Raw genomic sequence first — 15,583 nt, forward strand, 5'->3', positions numbered from 1 at the left:
AAGAGGTTTGCATCTTCCCCTTTCTCCTCGCACAATGTTTCTCTTTGCCAGACGCCAGGTGCCCTCATGAGTCAAAGCCATTTCTTCGCCCACCTTTCTCGCCTCAAGCTCATCAACCGCTGGCCGCTCATGCGCAACGTGCGCACTGAAAACGTGTCGGAGCACAGCCTGCAGGTGGCGATGGTTGCTCATGCCCTTGCCGCTATCAAAAACCGCAAATTCAACGGCAATGTCAATGCCGAACGCGTTGCGCTCCTGGCCCTCTATCATGACGCCAGCGAAGTGCTGACCGGCGATCTTCCAACGCCGGTTAAATATTTTAATTCGCAAATCGCGCATGAATATAAAGCTATCGAGAAGATTGCCCAGCAGAAGTTAATCGATATGGTGCCGGAAGAGCTGCGGGATATCTGGGCGCCGCTGATTGATGAGCACCAGTACAGCGAAGAAGAAAAAGCCACGGTTAAACAGGCAGATGCGCTGTGCGCCTACCTGAAATGTCTGGAGGAGCTATCGGCCGGAAATAACGAATTCCTGCTGGCTAAAGGCCGTCTGGAAAAAACCCTTGCGGACAGGCACAGCGAAGAGATGGACTATTTTATGCAGGTGTTCGTGCCAAGCTTCCAGCTTTCGCTTGATGAGATCAGTCAGGATTCCCCGCTGTAGGTCGGGAAAGACGTAAGCCGCCCCCCGACGCGCGTGCCTTAAAACGGAAACAGCATCGGCACCATCACTACGCTTACCACCATCACGATGGCGGTAAAGGGCACGCCTAATTTCACAAAATCGCTGAATTTATAATTACCCGGCCCGAGCACCAGCGTGTTTACCGGTGAAGAAACCGGCGTCATAAAGGCGGCGGAGGCGGCAAGCGCGACAATCATGGCAAACGGATAAGGCGAAACGCCCATTGATTTTGCCGCGGCCAGGGCGATGGGCGCCATTAATACCGCCGTGGCGGTGTTCGAGATAAAGAGTCCGATAGCCGCGCACATCACAAACAGGCAGACAAGCATAATATAAGGCCCGTAACCGCCGCCGAGCTTCATTAATCCGCCCACGATTAAATCCACGCCGCCGGTTTTTTGCAGCGCCAGGGCAAACGGCATCATGCCGACAATTAAGATGATGCTCGGCCAGTGAATCGCTTTGTAGGCGCTTTCCATGTCGATGCAGCGGAATTTCCCCATCAGCAGGCAGGCAACGATGGCGGCGATGGGATTGGGAATTTCATCGGTCAGCATCAGCGCGACCATCAGCGCCAGGCAAAAGATGGCGTGCGGCGCCTGGCTGTGCGCCGGAGACGCCTCGCCCTCTTCCACCGGCAGGTTGAGCACCAAAAAGTCGCGGCTTTTTAGATTCAGCTGGCTGATTAATTTCCAGTCGCCAACCACCAGAAGAATATCGCCAAGCTGAAGTGGCTCATCCACCAGCAGGCCTTCCAGCGCCTCGCCGTTGCGCTTAAGACCAACGACGTTCAGGCCATAGCGGGTACGAAAACCAATTTCGCGCAGCGTCTGCCCGATCAGCTCCGAATCCGGGATCGTCGATACTTCCGCCATGCCCACATCCAGCGCCTGGTCGGAAAAATACTCCCCGCGCAGGATCATCGGCTCAAGCATTTGTTCGCTACAGAATTCGCGCAGGTCCACCTCGGAGGCGGACATATCTATCAGCAGCACGTCTCTGGCGCGAAACTCGGTTATCCCGGTGACGTTTACTATCACCCGGCGGAATTTACGCCAGCGCTCAAGGCCTATCACATTGGCCCCGTAGCGCTCACGCAGTTTTAAATCATCCAGACGGTGGCCAACCATCGGCGAACCGGGGCGAATGGCCAGACGACGAGCGCGCCCCGTAAGACGATATTCCTTAATCAGGTCACGAAAGGTCCGGCGCTTCCAGCTTTCTTTGCCGTCTTCTTTACTCTGCCCGTTAAGCGCAAACCGGGCAAAGAGCATATACAGAATGCCAAGCACGAGTACGACCAGGCCGATGGGCGTCACGCTAAAAAAGTTGAATCCCTGTAATCCTTCGCGCAGCAGTTCGCTGTTGATTACAAGGTTAGGCGGCGTGGCGACCAGCGTCATCATGCCGCTGATAAGCCCGGCAAAACTGAGCGGCATCATCAGGCGCGACGGCGCCGTTTTCATGCGCATGGAGACGCTCAGCACTACGGGGATAAAGATGGCGACAACGCCCGTCGAACTCATAAAGGCGCCGAGCCCGGCGACGGTGAGCATCAGGAGGACAAGCATTTTGGTTTCGCTGCTGCCGGCTACGTCCACCAGCCAGGCACCCATTTTGGTCGCAACGCCCGTTCGCACCAGGCCGTCGCCGATGATAAAAAGCGCGGCGATAAGAATAACGTTAGGATCGCTGAATCCGGAAAAAGCTTCGCTAAGGGTTAGCGTGCCGCTCAGGGTAAAAGCGACGATGACCAACAGGGCAACGGCATCCATTCTTACCTTGCCGGTGGCGAACAGCACTACCGTGATGCCAAGCAACGACAGTACCCACATCAGTTCCGAATTCAAAACCTGTCCTTGTACGCGAAAATTGAAGAACGCCCAGAGAATGCCATAAAAAAACCCCGCCGATGCGGGGTTAAATCATAGGATCAGTGTTTTCTTAACACTTCCACGCTGCCGTCCGGTAATTTCTGAATCAGCAGTTCACTTAGCGCTCGCAGGACGTAATCGACATGCTCAAGGCGCGGCGTATCCGCAGGTGCGTTAACGGCAATAACATGGCAGCCAGCCGCAAGGCCTGACAGCACGCCTGCCGGGGCATCTTCCACCACCACGCACTCTTCCGGCTCAAGACCCAGCAGCTGTGCGCCAAGCAGATAGGCATCCGGTTCAGGCTTGCCGCGCGCCACGCGCTCTGCGGTAACGAAGACTTCCGGTTCGGGCAAGCCGCCCGCCAGGCGACGCGCCGCGGCAACCGGTACCGAGCCGGAGGTAACGATAGCCCAGGGAATACCTGCCTCGTTCAGATGGGCCAGCAGCTCAACGGCGCCGGGAAGCGCCGTTACGCCGTCGGTATCTTCAGACTCGATTTTCTCAAGTCGCGTAAACTCCTGTTGAATCTCTTCTTCGGACGCGCCCGCCATAAAATGGCGCAGTGAAGTAATCGCCTGCTTGCCGTGGATGAAGCCCAGCACCTCCGCGGGGGAGATATCAAAGCGCTTCGCCCAGTTTATCCATGCACGCTCAACCGCTGGCAGGGAATCAACCAGGGTCCCATCCAAATCAAACAAGAAACCTTTACACTTCACCACACTTATCCCCTCAGGCATTGCTAATCTGCGCGATCTCGTTCGCGCTTAAGTGATACTGACGCGGGCAGGAGTGCCACACTTTCAGCATGCGTTGATATTTTTCCCACATTGGCGTCTGCGCATTAAAGCCGTGCGTGCCCGCATCAAAATGCGCATAGCGGCCTTCCACGTTCACCATAAAGCGCACATAGCCCAGGAAACGTGCTTCCGTTGCGGCATCAAAGCCCAGAAACGTCACACGACGCTCGTCAATGTTTTGCTTCTCTTTCAGGTTAGTCCAGGAGACGTTCAGCGCGTGATACATCTCCATGATGTCGATGACGGTGCGGCAGGTTTCTTCCGTTAACTGACCAAATTCACGGTCGAGTTCGCGCATTTGCAGGCCGTAGCCGCGCTCGATGATGGTTTGCAGGCGGCGGTAGCGCTCGGCGTTATCCGGGTCGAGCAGGGTCATCATTTTGTACTGATTAGATAAAATCAGACGCTGGGCGTTAGTCATGTCCATTTAAGAGCTCCTGTAATGCAGGATGATATCCCGCTAAAAAGTATGCCTTCTTTTATATGCTTAACCGCCCTGCTTTTACAAATCATCAAGGAAAGTTTTATCGAGCTGTTTGAACGCACGCCTGAGCACATCGGCTAAGGCCTGATAATCCGGCTTGCCTTCGACCGGCGCTAAAGCCTGGCCCGACTCCTGCAGCTTACCGCGCACTTCATAAAACCAGTGCAGAATAGTTGGCGGCAGCGGCGTAACGGAACGCTTGCCTAACCACCAAAGCCCCTGCATGGGCAAACTACAGGCAAACAAAGCGGTAGCCACGGCGGGGCCGAGCTGGCCGCCAAGAGCGATTTGCCAGGTCAGCGTGAAGACGGCAAGCGGAGGCATAAAGCGGATCGCAAAACGAGTGGCGCGTATGACGCGGTTTTCGACAAAGACCGGGGCGAGGCGTTTATCAACGGGCCAGGTCTTCGAATAATGTTGGCCACGGCCGAATAAGCTAAACCAGCTGATGTGGCTATTCTGGGGTGTCGACATGGCTTTACCTCAACTTCACAGATAAAAAATAAAATTATTGTGCAAGATAGCAACTCTAAATGACATGGTTCAAAATATTTTGTCTTTACGGGCCCCGGAGGTTATCCTGTGCGGGCTTTTGATGGCCGTAGAAGGGAAACCGCTGGTTGTCAAACTGTCACTTAATTCGCCTTTGCCGAACAAAAGCGCAAGTTGGCGTAAATTCTGGATTATTTATTCGCCATGCCAAAAAAACGACTTTGGCATGACGTTAATCATAAATGTCAGCCTCATCATGCGCTACGCTGAGAGACTATCTGACGTTTTTTTAGCCACGTAAAAGTAGGTACTTCCATGTCGAGTAAGTTAGTACTGGTTCTGAACTGCGGTAGCTCTTCACTGAAATTCGCAATTATCGATGCTGTAAACGGTGACGAGTACCTCTCTGGTTTAGCCGAATGTTTCCATCTTCCAGAAGCGCGTATCAAATGGAAAATGGATGGCGGTAAACAAGAAGCGGCTTTGGGTGCAGGCGCCGCTCACAGCGAAGCTCTTAACTATATGGTTAATACCATTCTGGCACAAAAACCCGAGTTGTCCGAGCAGCTGACCGCAATCGGCCACCGCATTGTTCACGGCGGCGAGAAATACACCAGTTCCGTTGTTATCGACGACTCCGTGATTCAGGGTATCAAAGATTCCGCTTCTTTTGCACCGCTGCATAACCCGGCCCACCTGATCGGTATCGCTGAAGCGCTGAAATCCTTCCCTCAGCTGGCTGATAAAAACGTTGCCGTGTTCGACACCGCGTTCCACCAGACCATGCCGGAAGAGTCTTACCTCTACGCCCTGCCGTACAAGCTGTACAAAGAGCACGGCGTTCGCCGCTACGGTTTCCACGGCACCAGTCACTACTATGTGACTCAGGAAGCCGCAAAAATGCTGAATAAGCCGGTAGAAGAACTGAACATCATCACCTGCCACCTTGGCAACGGCGGTTCCGTTTCCGCTATCCGTAACGGCGAGTGCGTTGACACCTCTATGGGTCTGACCCCGCTGGAAGGTCTGGTGATGGGTACCCGTACCGGTGACATCGACCCGGCAATCATCTTCTTCCTGCATGACAATCTGGGCATGAGCGTTGAAGAGATCAACAAAATGCTGACCAAAGAGTCCGGCCTGCTGGGCCTGACCGAAGTCACCAGCGACTGCCGTTATGTTGAAGACAACTACGAAACCAAAGCGGACGCTAAACGTGCAATGGACGTTTACTGCCACCGCCTGGCGAAATATATCGGTTCTTACACCGCACTGATGGACGGTCGTCTGGACGCGGTAGTCTTCACCGGCGGCATCGGTGAAAACGCGGCGATGGTGCGCGAGCTGTCTCTGGGCAAACTGGGCGTGCTGGGCTTTGAAGTTGATCACGAGCGCAACCTGGCCGCACGTTTTGGCAAGTCCGGCTTTATCAACAAAGAGGGTACCCGCCCGGCGGTGGTCATCACCACCAACGAAGAGCTGGTTATCGCTCAGGACGCACTCCGCCTGACAGCCTGATTCTCCCACCGCCAGCGCTTGCTGGCGGTGTTGTTTTCTGAGTCTCGCGAGCGAGCCGCTCGCGAAAACGAAAGAGGTTATACCGTGTCCCGTACAATTATGTTGATCCCTACCGGAACCAGCGTCGGCCTGACCAGCGTCAGCCTCGGTGTGATCCGCGCTATGGAACAAAAAGGCGTCCGCCTTAGCGTCTTCAAACCTATCGCCCAGCCGCGTACCGGCGGCGATAAGCCTGACCAGACCACCAGCATCGTGCGTGCGAACTCCACCATCCCTGCGGCCGAGCCGCTGCGCATGAGCCACGTTGAGACGCTGCTGTCCAGCAATCAGCAGGACGTGCTGATGGAAGAGATCATCGCCAACTACCACGCGAGCAGCAAAGACGCTGAAGTGGTGCTGGTTGAAGGCCTGGTCCCGACGCGTAAACACCAGTTCGCCCAGTCGCTGAACTATGAAATCGCCAAAACCCTGAATGCCGAAATCGTCTTCGTCATGTCTTTGGGCAACAACTCGCCGGAGCAGATGAAAGAGCGCATTGAGCTGGCCCGTAGCAGCTTTGGCGGCAGCAAAAACAGCAACATCACCGGCGTTATCATTAACAAACTGAATGCCCCGGTTGATGAACAGGGCCGCACCCGCCCTGACCTGTCTGAGATTTTCGACGACTCTTCTAAAGCAAGCATCGCGAACGTCGATCCGAAAGAGCTGTTTGCCGACAGCCCGCTGCCGGTGCTGGGCTGCGTGCCGTGGAGCTTCGACCTGATTGCCACCCGTGCAATCGACATGGCTCGCCACCTGGACGCAACCATCGTTAACGAAGGCGATATCAAAACCCGCCGCGTTAAATCCGTGACCTTCTGCGCGCGCAGCATTCCGCATATGCTGGAACACTTCCGTCCGGGCTCTTTGCTGGTCACTTCCGCAGACCGTCCGGACGTGCTGGTTGCCGCATGCCTGGCCGCCATGAACGGCGTTGAAATCGGCGCAATCCTGCTGACCGGCGGCTATGAAATGGACGCGCGCATCAGCAAACTGTGCGAACGCGCATTTGCGACCGGCCTGCCGTTATTTATGGTTGAAACCAACACCTGGCAGACCTCTTTGAGCCTGCAGAGCTTCAACCTGGAAGTGCCGACCGACGACCACCAGCGTATCGAGAAAGTGCAGGAATATGTGGCAAGCCACATCGATGCAGACTGGATCGAATCCCTGACCGCCGCCTCCGAGCGCAGCCGTCGTCTCTCGCCGCCTGCGTTCCGCTATCAGCTGACCGAACTGGCCCGTAAGGCCGGCAAACGCGTTGTGCTGCCGGAAGGCGACGAGCCGCGTACCGTGAAAGCGGCCGCTATCTGTGCTGAACGCGGTATCGCGACCTGCGTACTGCTGGGTAACCCGGATGAGATCACCCGTGTTGCTGCGGCGCAGGGCGTTGAGCTGGGCGCAGGCATCGAAATCGTCGATCCGGAAGTGGTTCGCGAAAGCTACGTTGCCCGCCTGGTTGAGCTGCGTAAGAGCAAAGGCATGACCGAAGCGGTTGCCCGTGAGCAGCTGGAAGACAACGTGGTTCTCGGCACCCTGATGCTGGAACAGGACGAGGTCGATGGCCTGGTTTCCGGTGCGGTGCACACCACGGCGAACACCATTCGCCCGCCGTTGCAGCTGATCAAAACCGCGCCTGGCAGCTCGCTGGTCTCCTCCGTCTTCTTCATGCTGCTGCCTGAACAGGTCTACGTTTACGGCGACTGCGCGATTAACCCGGATCCAACCGCAGAACAGCTGGCAGAGATCGCCATTCAGTCTGCGGATTCCGCGACCGCTTTCGGTATCGAACCACGCGTTGCGATGCTCTCCTACTCCACCGGCACCTCTGGTGCAGGCAGCGACGTTGAGAAGGTCCGCGAAGCAACCCGTATCGCTCAGGAAAAACGCCCGGATCTGGTTATCGACGGCCCGCTGCAGTATGACGCCGCGGTAATGGCGGACGTAGCAAAATCCAAAGCGCCAAACTCCCCTGTTGCGGGCCGTGCGACCGTGTTCATCTTCCCGGATCTGAACACCGGAAACACCACCTACAAAGCGGTACAGCGCTCTGCTGATCTGATCTCCATCGGGCCGATGCTGCAGGGCATGCGCAAACCGGTTAACGATCTGTCCCGTGGCGCACTGGTGGACGATATCGTCTACACCATCGCGCTGACGGCGATTCAGTCTTCTCAGCAGGACTAAGCTTCGCTAATAAGAAAAGGCCGCATAAAGCGGCCTTTTTTTCGCTGTTACAGCAGCTCCCGCGCCGCCTTGACAATATCGTCTGCCGTCAGGCCATACTCTTTTTGCAGATAGTCCTGCGTCCCTACCTGACCATAGCGCTCCTTTACGCCCACGCGCCGCATTGGCACCGGGCACGTCTCTACCAGCACCTCCGCCACCGCCGATCCCAGCCCGTTGTGAATACTGTGGTTTTCGCAGGTCACGATGCGCCCGGTTTTCTCAGCGTAGTTTTTCACCAGCATGCGGTCGATGGGCTTGAGGGTAAACATATCGATTACCGCAGCCCTAACGCCCTGCTCCGCCAGCGTTTGCGCCGCTTTTAGCGCTTCTGCCACCATGATCCCATTGGCGATAAGCGTGATATCCTCGCCGTCGCGCAGCACGTTGCCCTTGCCGATGGTGAATGTTGCGCCCTCGTCGTAAATCTTCACCGCCTGTTTGCGGATAGTGCGTACCCAGTAGAAGCCTTCAAGCGTCATCAGCTGGTTGAGGATCTCCTTAAACATCGTCGCATCCGTCACCTCCAGCACGACGGAATTTGCCAGCCCGCGCACGATGCCCATATCCTCAAACGACATATGGGTGCCGCCGTTATGGCAGGCCGTTACCCCCGCGTCCGAAGCGATGACCTTCACATTGTTACGCTGGTAGTCCAGCGACATAAACAGCTGATCGAAGCAGCGGCGGCTGGCAAACGCGGTAAAGGTATGGACAAACGGTTTACGCCCGGTAAGCGAAAGCCCGGCCGCCACGCCAATCACGTTCGCCTCCATGATGCCGCAGTTAATCACCTGCTGCGGATAATCACGCTGCACCCCGTCCATCGCCATCGAGCTCATCAGGTCCGCTTCAAGAGCGATAATTTCGCTGCCATCGGCGATCTGCTGCTGTACAAAGCCCGCGTAAACCTTACGCATCTCAATGCTGTCAATTGTCATCTGTCGCCTCCAGCTGTGCGATGGCCTGTTCCAGCGCCTGTTTTGAAGAATCCGTCAGGCGGATGTGATGTGAATTGCTAAGCTGCTCCAGGTACGGCACGCCCTGCCCTTTGATACTGTCCAGGATCACCGCCAGAGGGCGATCGTCGCGGCTGCGAGCGGGTTTCACCGTCTCCAGCAATCCGCTGATATCGTCTCCTTTCACCGTTTGCACGTCGAAACCGAAGGATCTGAATTTCCCTTCAAGGTCAAAGGCGCAGATGATTTCATCCAGCTCGCCGTCCAGCTGCTGCTTGTTCCAGTCGATAAATACGGTGAGGTTGCTGAGCCGGTGGTGGGCGATAAACTGAAACGCCTCCCAGCACTGGCCTTCGTTAAGCTCGCCGTCGCCCACGATGCAGAACACTCGATTGCCGCGCCCGGCAAGCTTATGTGAAAGCGCCATGCCGGCAGCTATAGAGATACCCTGTCCAAGCGAGCCGGTAGTTGCATCCACGCCGCGCGTTTTCAGGCGGTCGGGATGGCTTGGCAGCCGGGTACCGTTTTCATTCAGCGTCGACAGCTGCTCAACCGGAAAATAGCCTTTAAGCGCCAGCGTGCTGTACAGCGCCGGACCCGCGTGCCCTTTCGACAGCACGAAGTAGTCCCGCTCCGCCCAGTCCGGATCCCCCGGATCGATACGCATCACATCGCCATACAGCACCGCCAGCGTCTCGACCACCGACATGCTGCCGCCATAGTGCCCGAAGCCGAGCTGGGTCAACGCCTTCAGCGTTTCCACGCGGATATTGCGCGCAAGCGCCGCGATCTCTGCCAGATTACTCATTCTTTCGCCCCCGTATCGTTTTCAGTTTGTGCCGCCGTCTGGCCCTTGTTTTTACCCAGATAGTTAAAGCCCACCAGTATCACGAACACGCCGACAACCAGCGCGGTGATCCCGGCCGGGGACATAAAGCGCGCCAGATTACCCAGCACGATACCCACCACGCCAAAGTCCGCATCCGAGAAGGTGGTGTTGGCAAAACCCAGCGCGCCAAGTACCGGCAGCAGCAGAACGGGCAGGAAGGTGATCAGCAGCCCGTTGGCAAAGGAGCCAAGCATGGCGCCGCGTCGCCCTCCGGTAGCGTTACCGAAGACGCCCGCCGTAGCGCCGGTGAAGAAGTGAGGCACCACGCCCGGCAGAATCAGCACCAGCTTCATTTGCCCAAGCAGGAACAGCCCCACCAGCCCGCCGAGGAAGCTGAAGAGAAAGCCAATCAGCACGGCATTAGGCGCATAGGGATAGACAACCGGACAATCCAGAGCCGGACGCGCGTTCGGCACCAGTTTTTCTGAAAAACCGGTAAACGCCGGCACGATTTCCGCCAGAATCAAACGCACGCCTTGCAGGATGATGAATACGCCCGCCGCAAAGGTAATCGCCTGAATAATTGAATAAACGAGGAAGTTCTGCCCGCCGCTGAGCTGGCTTTCCACATACTCTTTGCCCGCGCAGACGGCAAGGATCATGTAAATCACGATCATCGTCAGCGAGATGGAGATGGAGCTGTCGCGCAGGAAGCTCAGGTTCTTCGGCAGATTCATCTCTTCCGTGGAACGCGATCCCTTGCCGCATTTGCTGCCGATCCAGCCTGACAGCACATAGCCCAGCGTGCCGAAGTGACCGAAGCCGATATCGTCCGTACCGGTGATCCGCCGCATGTAACGCTGCGCAATCGCCGGGAAAAACGCCATAATCAGCCCGAGGATTAGCGACCCGGTAAACACCAGCGCCACGCCTTCAAATCCGGCAACGGTGAGGATCACGCCGATCATGCAGGCCATATAGAAGGTATGATGGCCCGTCAGGAAGATATATTTCAGGCGCGTAAAGCGGGCGACGATAATATTCGCCACCATCCCGAACGCCATGATCAACGCCGTGGATGCGCCATATTTTTCCAGCGCAATAGAAACGATGGCCTCATTGTTAGGAATGATCCCCTGAATATTAAAGGCATGTTCAAACATGCCGCCCAGAGGATTTAACGAGCTGACTAAAACGGTTGCCCCGCCGCCCAGAACAATAAAACCTAATACCGTTTTAATAGAGCCTTTCACCACATCAGAAAAAGACTTTCTTTGCGCAACCAGGCCAATCAAAGCAATTAACCCAACCAGAATAGCGGGCACTTTCAGTATATCAACTATAAAATTAAGCGTTTCCAGGATAAACATATCCACCTCGCCATTTCAGGATTAACGGTTGGCAAAATAAGCGCTGAGCTTACTTTCCAGCTCGTTGATATCGATAATGTTGGTCAGCACTACCAGCTTGTTATCCGGAACGCTGGCGCTGGCGGCGATATCTTTCGCCATGACAAACAGGTCTGCCGCTCCAGGCGTTGCAGAAGACAAATCCGAGTGCTCAACCTCCGCCTCGATATTCATTTTTTTGAGCACTTTTTTAATATTCATCTCGACCATAAAACTGCTGCCAAGGCCCGAACCGCAAATAGCCATAATTTTCATTATATTTTCCTTTCATCAGGTATGAGTACAGCCGCACCGCATTTAAAATGCAATGTAGATATTCAGGACAGAAAACTAAATCAGTAACGATTAATTATATTTTTAATATCCTCCACGGCTTTCGCTTTATGTAATAACTTCATATCCTCGTCATTAGAAAATAATTCCGCCAGCGCGGCTATTGTTTCAATATGACTGTGGTTATCGGGGGCAGCGAGCATAATTATTACCGCCACAGGATCGTTGTCCGCAGATGCAAAACTCACGCCTTTGTTAAGCTTCAGCAGGGAGAGTCCCAGCCCCAGCGCCCCTTCTTCCGGGCGGGCATGAGGCATCGCAAGGCCAGGCGCCAGAACATAATAGGGACCGAGCAGGCGATGCTGCCGCATGATGGCGGTGAGGTAGTCCGGGGTGATGACTTTCGCTGCCAGCAGCGGCTGCGCGCAAATTTCCAGCGCCTTCTTCCAGCTGCAGACCTCCTCCTGCACGTTAATGGTGCCGTCGTGTAACCAGCGATTGAGCACGTTTTTCTCCTTTTGGTTATGAAACGGACCAGCAAGATGGGCAAACTTTATTCAACGCCTCGCCTGCTGACAGTGATGATAGTCACAAAGATAGCGCTACCAAAAACAATCATGCAAATTTGTGATAGCGCTATCAGATCGCAATCATTCCATGAAAACTCGCCGGTCAGGGGGATTTCCAGCGTATACTTGAGTACTATTTCCCCTGTAGATTCAGGGGTGAAGACGTCATGACAACGATAAAAACAGGCATAACCATGTCCATTACCCGAAAGCGACGAAGTACAGGGAAGGTGACGCTCGCCGATGTGGCCCAGCTGGCCGGGGTCGGCACCATGACCGTATCGCGCGCCCTTCGCACCCCGGATCAGGTCTCAGACAAACTACGCGAGAAAATAGAAGCCGCCGTAGCCGAGCTGGGCTACATGCCCAATCTGGCTGCCAGCGCGCTGGCTTCGGCATCCTCCTACACCATCGCGATGGTGGTGCCAGGCCTTGCCGAATCCGGCTGCACCGAAATGTTTGCCGGTCTCCAGCAGATACTGCAGCCGGCGGGCTACCAGATAGTGCTGGCGGAATCGCAGCATCGGCTGGAGCAGGAAGAAAAGCTGCTTGAGACGCTGCTGACCTCCAACCTGGCAGCAGCGATTCTGCTCAGCGCGGATCACAGCGATACCGTGCGGAACTGGCTGACCCACGCCAGTATTCCGGTGCTGGAGATCGGCGCAACGCGTGAGGATCCTATCGATATGAATATCGGTATTGATAACGTTGCGGCGATGTTTGAGCTGACCGAAATGCTCATTAAACGCGGCTATCAGAATATCGGCCTGCTGTGCGCCAGGCAGGAACAGTGGATTTTTCAGCAGCATCTTCAGGGCTGGTACAAAGCGATGTTACGCCATCATATGTCGCCTGACCGGGTCATTAATGCCGCCGCGCCGCCGGTTTTCTCCACCGGTACTGCCCAGCTACCCGAATTTTTGCTCGCCTGGCCGGAGCTGGATGCGCTGGTCTGCGTCTCCGACGAGCTGGCCTGCGGCGCGCTGTATGAGTGCCAGCGCAGGCGCATCAAGGTCCCGGATGATTTGGCGATTGTTGGCTTCGGCGACAGCGACGTAAGCCGCGTGTGCCAGCCTGCGCTTACCACCATCGCGGTGCCGCATCGTAAGATCGGCATTGAAGCTGGTCGGGCGCTGCTGGCAAGAATTAACGACGAGCCCTGGGATGCAAACCCGACGATTGCCTCATCCTTATGTATGAGGGAGAGCTGCTAAACGCTCAAAATACGGCGGATAACGCACGCTTATCCGCCCTGCCGAACGCCCTTACTTTACCCGTCCAGACCCCTTCTAATCTGCAGTCAATCACAAAATAAACATCGCTTTTTTGCCCTTTCTTGACAACCTGAAGGAGTAATGGCAAATCTGCTTCACCGATTGAGCAAATGTAATGGCAATGCTAATAAAAAGCTTCATTTTGGTTTCTTAACGTTAAAAACATAACTTCTGCCTCCGTTAGCAGCCAGCGAGGCGATCATCATGTCCAGGTCAGCGAGGAACAGAAATATGCGTTACCCTACAATGTTCAAAGCATCCCTTTTGGCCGTATTGGGTTTTACCGGTCTGGCGCAGGCGCAAGACGCGGCGACCGTGGCTTTTTTAATGCCCGATCAGGCTTCCACCCGTTACGAACAGCATGATTTTCCTGGCTTTAAAGCAGAACTGAGCAAGCTCTGCCAGCAGTGTAAAGTCATCTATCAGAACGCCAACGCTAACGCCTCCCTGCAGCAGCAGCAGTTTAACTCGGCGATTGCGCAAGGCGCGAAAGTGATTGTGCTGGATCCCGTCGACTCCTCCGCCGCGGCGGGGCTGGTCGAAATCGCTCACTCGCAGGGGGTAAAAGTGATCGCTTACGATCGCCCCATCCCCGACAAGCCGGCAGACTTCTATATCTCTTTTGATAACGAAGGTATTGGTTACGCCATTTCCACTTCTCTGGTCGAACACTTAAAAGCGACGAACGTCCCTGCCGGAGCGGGCGTGCTTGAAATCAACGGTTCGCCAACGGATGCCGCAGCGGGGCTTATTCGCGATGGTATTCACCGCGGGCTGAAAGATTCCGGCTACAAAACGCTGGCGGAATTCGATACGCCGGAGTGGGCGCCGCCGAAAGCGCAGGAGTGGACTGCAGGCCAGATCACCCGCTTTAGCGACCAGATTAAAGGCGTGGTTGCCGCGAATGACGGCACGGGCGGCGGCGCTATCGCCGCGTTTAAAGCAGGCGGCGTACAGCCTGTTCCTCCGGTTACCGGCAACGATGCCACTATCGCCGCCTTACAGTTAATTATTGCCGGCGACCAGTACAACACCATTTCTAAACCTTCGGAAATCGTTGCCGCCGCTGCGGCGAACGTCGCCGTGCAGTTAATTAACGGCCAGACGCCAAAAGCCAGCTCCACCCTCTATAACACGCCGTCGCAGCTGTTTGTTCCGGCGGTTATTACCGCCAAAAATATCAAGGCAGAGATCTTCGATAAAAAAATTCAGACGCCGGAGCAGGTCTGTACCGGTGAGTATCAGCAGGCCTGTAAAAAACTGGCTATTAACTGAGTAACGATCGGTGCGTCCGTAGAGCGCTTTGCGGACGCACAAAGAATAGAAAGGTTCTGGCTATGTTAAGAGAAAATAACCTCGCGCCCCGCACGGAAAAACCGCTGCTTAAGTTAAGCAAGATCTCTAAAAATTTTGGTGCCGTTTCGGCCCTGACGGATATCGATCTCGACGTCTACGCCGGCGAGGTTGTCGCGTTAGTCGGCGACAACGGCGCAGGCAAATCTACGCTGGTGAAGATATTAGCCGGCGTGCATCAAGCCTCATCCGGCACGATTGAATTTGAAGGTGAAAAGATAACTCTCGACAGCCCTGGCAAGGCGCTGGAATACGGCATTTCTACCGTCTTTCAGGATCTGGCGTTATGCGAAAATCTGGACGTGGTGGCGAATCTGTTTCTCGGTCATGAGCTGTCGGCCTGGCAACTGGATGAGGTGGCAATGGAGGTTCGCGCCTGGACGCTGCTCAAAGAGCTGGCGGCGCGCATTCCTTCGGTACGCGAACCCGTCGCTTCTTTATCCGGCGGCCAGCGTCAAACCGTCGCCATTGCGCGCTCGCTGCTGCTGAATCCGAAGATAGTTATGCTGGATGAGCCTACCGCCGCGCTTGGCGTCGCGCAAACCGCAGAGGTGCTCAACCTTATTGAACGCGTGCGCGAGCGCGGGCTGGGCGTGATTATTATCAGCCATAACATGGAGGACGTGCGGGCCGTGGCGGACCGTATCGTCGTGTTACGTCTGGGCCGCAACAAAGGTATTTTCACCCCGGAGGCCACCAACCAGGATTTAGTTGCCGCGATAACCGGGGCAACGGAGAACGCCGTATCACGCCGGGTGGAAAGAAAAACCCATGAAACTACGCCGGGGGCGCGCTGA

At 55.5% G+C, this 15,583-nt stretch carries 15 protein-coding genes; 6 read left to right on the forward strand and 9 right to left on the reverse strand.

Annotation, left to right across the window (positions count from 1 at the left end):
• Nucleotides 1-66: 66 nt before the first annotated feature.
• The gene (gene yfbR, locus WLO31_RS14150) at nt 67-666 is read left to right on the forward strand and encodes a 5'-deoxynucleotidase (protein WP_435927244.1); all 600 of its coding nucleotides are present in this window, start codon (nt 67-69) and stop codon (nt 664-666) included.
• A 38-nt stretch (nt 667-704) separates the two neighbouring features.
• Here yfbR and WLO31_RS14155 read toward each other — a convergent pair whose 3' ends face one another.
• The 4 genes from WLO31_RS14155 to yfbV form a co-directional block, all read right to left on the reverse strand.
• On the reverse strand, nt 705-2,537 hold the full coding sequence (locus tag WLO31_RS14155; RefSeq protein WP_435927246.1) for an SLC13 family permease: 1,833 nt from the start codon (nt 2,535-2,537) through the stop codon (nt 705-707).
• 83 nt (nt 2,538-2,620) lie between these two features.
• Nucleotides 2,621-3,280: a sugar phosphatase gene (locus tag WLO31_RS14160; protein WP_435930616.1), complete on the reverse strand. Its 660-nt coding sequence runs from the start codon at nt 3,278-3,280 to the stop codon at nt 2,621-2,623.
• Between the two features lie 13 nt (nt 3,281-3,293).
• A complete protein-coding gene (locus WLO31_RS14165) occupies nt 3,294-3,788 on the reverse strand; it encodes a YfbU family protein (RefSeq protein ID WP_435927247.1) in 495 nt (164 codons plus the stop codon).
• Nucleotides 3,789-3,863: 75 nt separating this feature from the next.
• Complete coding sequence (gene yfbV / locus WLO31_RS14170) at nt 3,864-4,319, reverse strand: terminus macrodomain insulation protein YfbV (RefSeq protein WP_435927248.1); 456 nt, start codon at nt 4,317-4,319, stop codon at nt 3,864-3,866.
• Between the two features lie 333 nt (nt 4,320-4,652).
• Between yfbV and ackA the strand changes: the two genes are divergently transcribed.
• Together ackA and pta are read left to right on the forward strand one after the other, a co-directional pair.
• Nucleotides 4,653-5,855, forward strand: coding sequence for an acetate kinase (ackA, locus tag WLO31_RS14175; protein WP_435927249.1), 1,203 nt, complete (start codon nt 4,653-4,655; stop codon nt 5,853-5,855).
• 84 nt (nt 5,856-5,939) lie between these two features.
• The gene (gene pta, locus WLO31_RS14180; RefSeq protein WP_435927250.1) at nt 5,940-8,081 is read left to right on the forward strand and encodes a phosphate acetyltransferase; all 2,142 of its coding nucleotides are present in this window, start codon (nt 5,940-5,942) and stop codon (nt 8,079-8,081) included.
• A gap of 47 nt (nt 8,082-8,128) precedes the next feature.
• Here pta and WLO31_RS14185 read toward each other — a convergent pair whose 3' ends face one another.
• The 5 genes from WLO31_RS14185 to WLO31_RS14205 all read right to left on the reverse strand — a co-directional run bounded on the left by WLO31_RS14185 (nt 8,129) and on the right by WLO31_RS14205 (nt 12,096).
• Nucleotides 8,129-9,061 (reverse strand): transketolase family protein, encoded by a 933-nt coding sequence (locus tag WLO31_RS14185; RefSeq protein ID WP_435927251.1) that lies wholly within the window; start codon nt 9,059-9,061, stop codon nt 8,129-8,131.
• On the reverse strand, nt 9,051-9,887 hold the full coding sequence (locus WLO31_RS14190) for a transketolase (protein ID WP_435927253.1): 837 nt from the start codon (nt 9,885-9,887) through the stop codon (nt 9,051-9,053). Before WLO31_RS14190 ends, WLO31_RS14185 begins: the two co-directional genes overlap by 11 nt.
• Nucleotides 9,884-11,278, reverse strand: coding sequence for a PTS ascorbate transporter subunit IIC (locus WLO31_RS14195; protein ID WP_435930617.1), 1,395 nt, complete (start codon nt 11,276-11,278; stop codon nt 9,884-9,886). The genes WLO31_RS14190 and WLO31_RS14195 overlap by 4 nt, the downstream gene beginning before the upstream one ends.
• A gap of 21 nt (nt 11,279-11,299) precedes the next feature.
• The gene (locus WLO31_RS14200; protein ID WP_435927255.1) at nt 11,300-11,572 is read right to left on the reverse strand and encodes a PTS sugar transporter subunit IIB; all 273 of its coding nucleotides are present in this window, start codon (nt 11,570-11,572) and stop codon (nt 11,300-11,302) included.
• A gap of 80 nt (nt 11,573-11,652) precedes the next feature.
• Nucleotides 11,653-12,096: a PTS sugar transporter subunit IIA gene (locus WLO31_RS14205; protein ID WP_435927256.1), complete on the reverse strand. Its 444-nt coding sequence runs from the start codon at nt 12,094-12,096 to the stop codon at nt 11,653-11,655.
• A gap of 257 nt (nt 12,097-12,353) precedes the next feature.
• On the opposite strand from WLO31_RS14205, the gene WLO31_RS14210 reads away from it, so the two are divergent.
• The 3 genes from WLO31_RS14210 to WLO31_RS14220 all read left to right on the forward strand — a co-directional run bounded on the left by WLO31_RS14210 (nt 12,354) and on the right by WLO31_RS14220 (nt 15,583).
• Nucleotides 12,354-13,373, forward strand: a complete 1,020-nt coding sequence (locus WLO31_RS14210; protein WP_435927257.1) for a LacI family DNA-binding transcriptional regulator — start codon at nt 12,354-12,356, stop codon at nt 13,371-13,373.
• Nucleotides 13,374-13,664: 291 nt separating this feature from the next.
• Nucleotides 13,665-14,708: an ABC transporter substrate-binding protein gene (locus tag WLO31_RS14215; protein ID WP_435927259.1), complete on the forward strand. Its 1,044-nt coding sequence runs from the start codon at nt 13,665-13,667 to the stop codon at nt 14,706-14,708.
• A 62-nt stretch (nt 14,709-14,770) separates the two neighbouring features.
• Nucleotides 14,771-15,583, forward strand: a complete 813-nt coding sequence (locus WLO31_RS14220) for an ATP-binding cassette domain-containing protein (RefSeq protein WP_435927260.1) — start codon at nt 14,771-14,773, stop codon at nt 15,581-15,583.

This window comes from Dryocola sharpae, assembly GCF_051307055.1.
Taxonomy (GTDB): domain Bacteria; phylum Pseudomonadota; class Gammaproteobacteria; order Enterobacterales; family Enterobacteriaceae; genus Dryocola.

Bases quoted from the DNA above. Each gene is read 5' to 3' on its own strand.
- yfbR (WP_435927244.1), top strand. From the start codon at position 67: ATGAGTCAAAGCCATTTCTTCGCCCACCTTTCTCGCCTCAAGCTCATC.
- WLO31_RS14165 (WP_435927247.1), bottom strand. From the start codon at position 3,788: ATGGACATGACTAACGCCCAGCGTCTGATTTTATCTAATCAGTACAAA.
- yfbV (WP_435927248.1), bottom strand. From the start codon at position 4,319: ATGTCGACACCCCAGAATAGCCACATCAGCTGGTTTAGCTTATTCGGC.
- ackA (WP_435927249.1), top strand. From the start codon at position 4,653: ATGTCGAGTAAGTTAGTACTGGTTCTGAACTGCGGTAGCTCTTCACTG.
- WLO31_RS14185 (WP_435927251.1), bottom strand. From the start codon at position 9,061: ATGACAATTGACAGCATTGAGATGCGTAAGGTTTACGCGGGCTTTGTA.
- WLO31_RS14190 (WP_435927253.1), bottom strand. From the start codon at position 9,887: ATGAGTAATCTGGCAGAGATCGCGGCGCTTGCGCGCAATATCCGCGTG.
- WLO31_RS14195 (WP_435930617.1), bottom strand. From the start codon at position 11,278: ATGTTTATCCTGGAAACGCTTAATTTTATAGTTGATATACTGAAAGTG.
- WLO31_RS14200 (WP_435927255.1), bottom strand. From the start codon at position 11,572: ATGAAAATTATGGCTATTTGCGGTTCGGGCCTTGGCAGCAGTTTTATG.
- WLO31_RS14210 (WP_435927257.1), top strand. From the start codon at position 12,354: ATGTCCATTACCCGAAAGCGACGAAGTACAGGGAAGGTGACGCTCGCC.
- WLO31_RS14215 (WP_435927259.1), top strand. From the start codon at position 13,665: ATGCGTTACCCTACAATGTTCAAAGCATCCCTTTTGGCCGTATTGGGT.
- WLO31_RS14220 (WP_435927260.1), top strand. From the start codon at position 14,771: ATGTTAAGAGAAAATAACCTCGCGCCCCGCACGGAAAAACCGCTGCTT.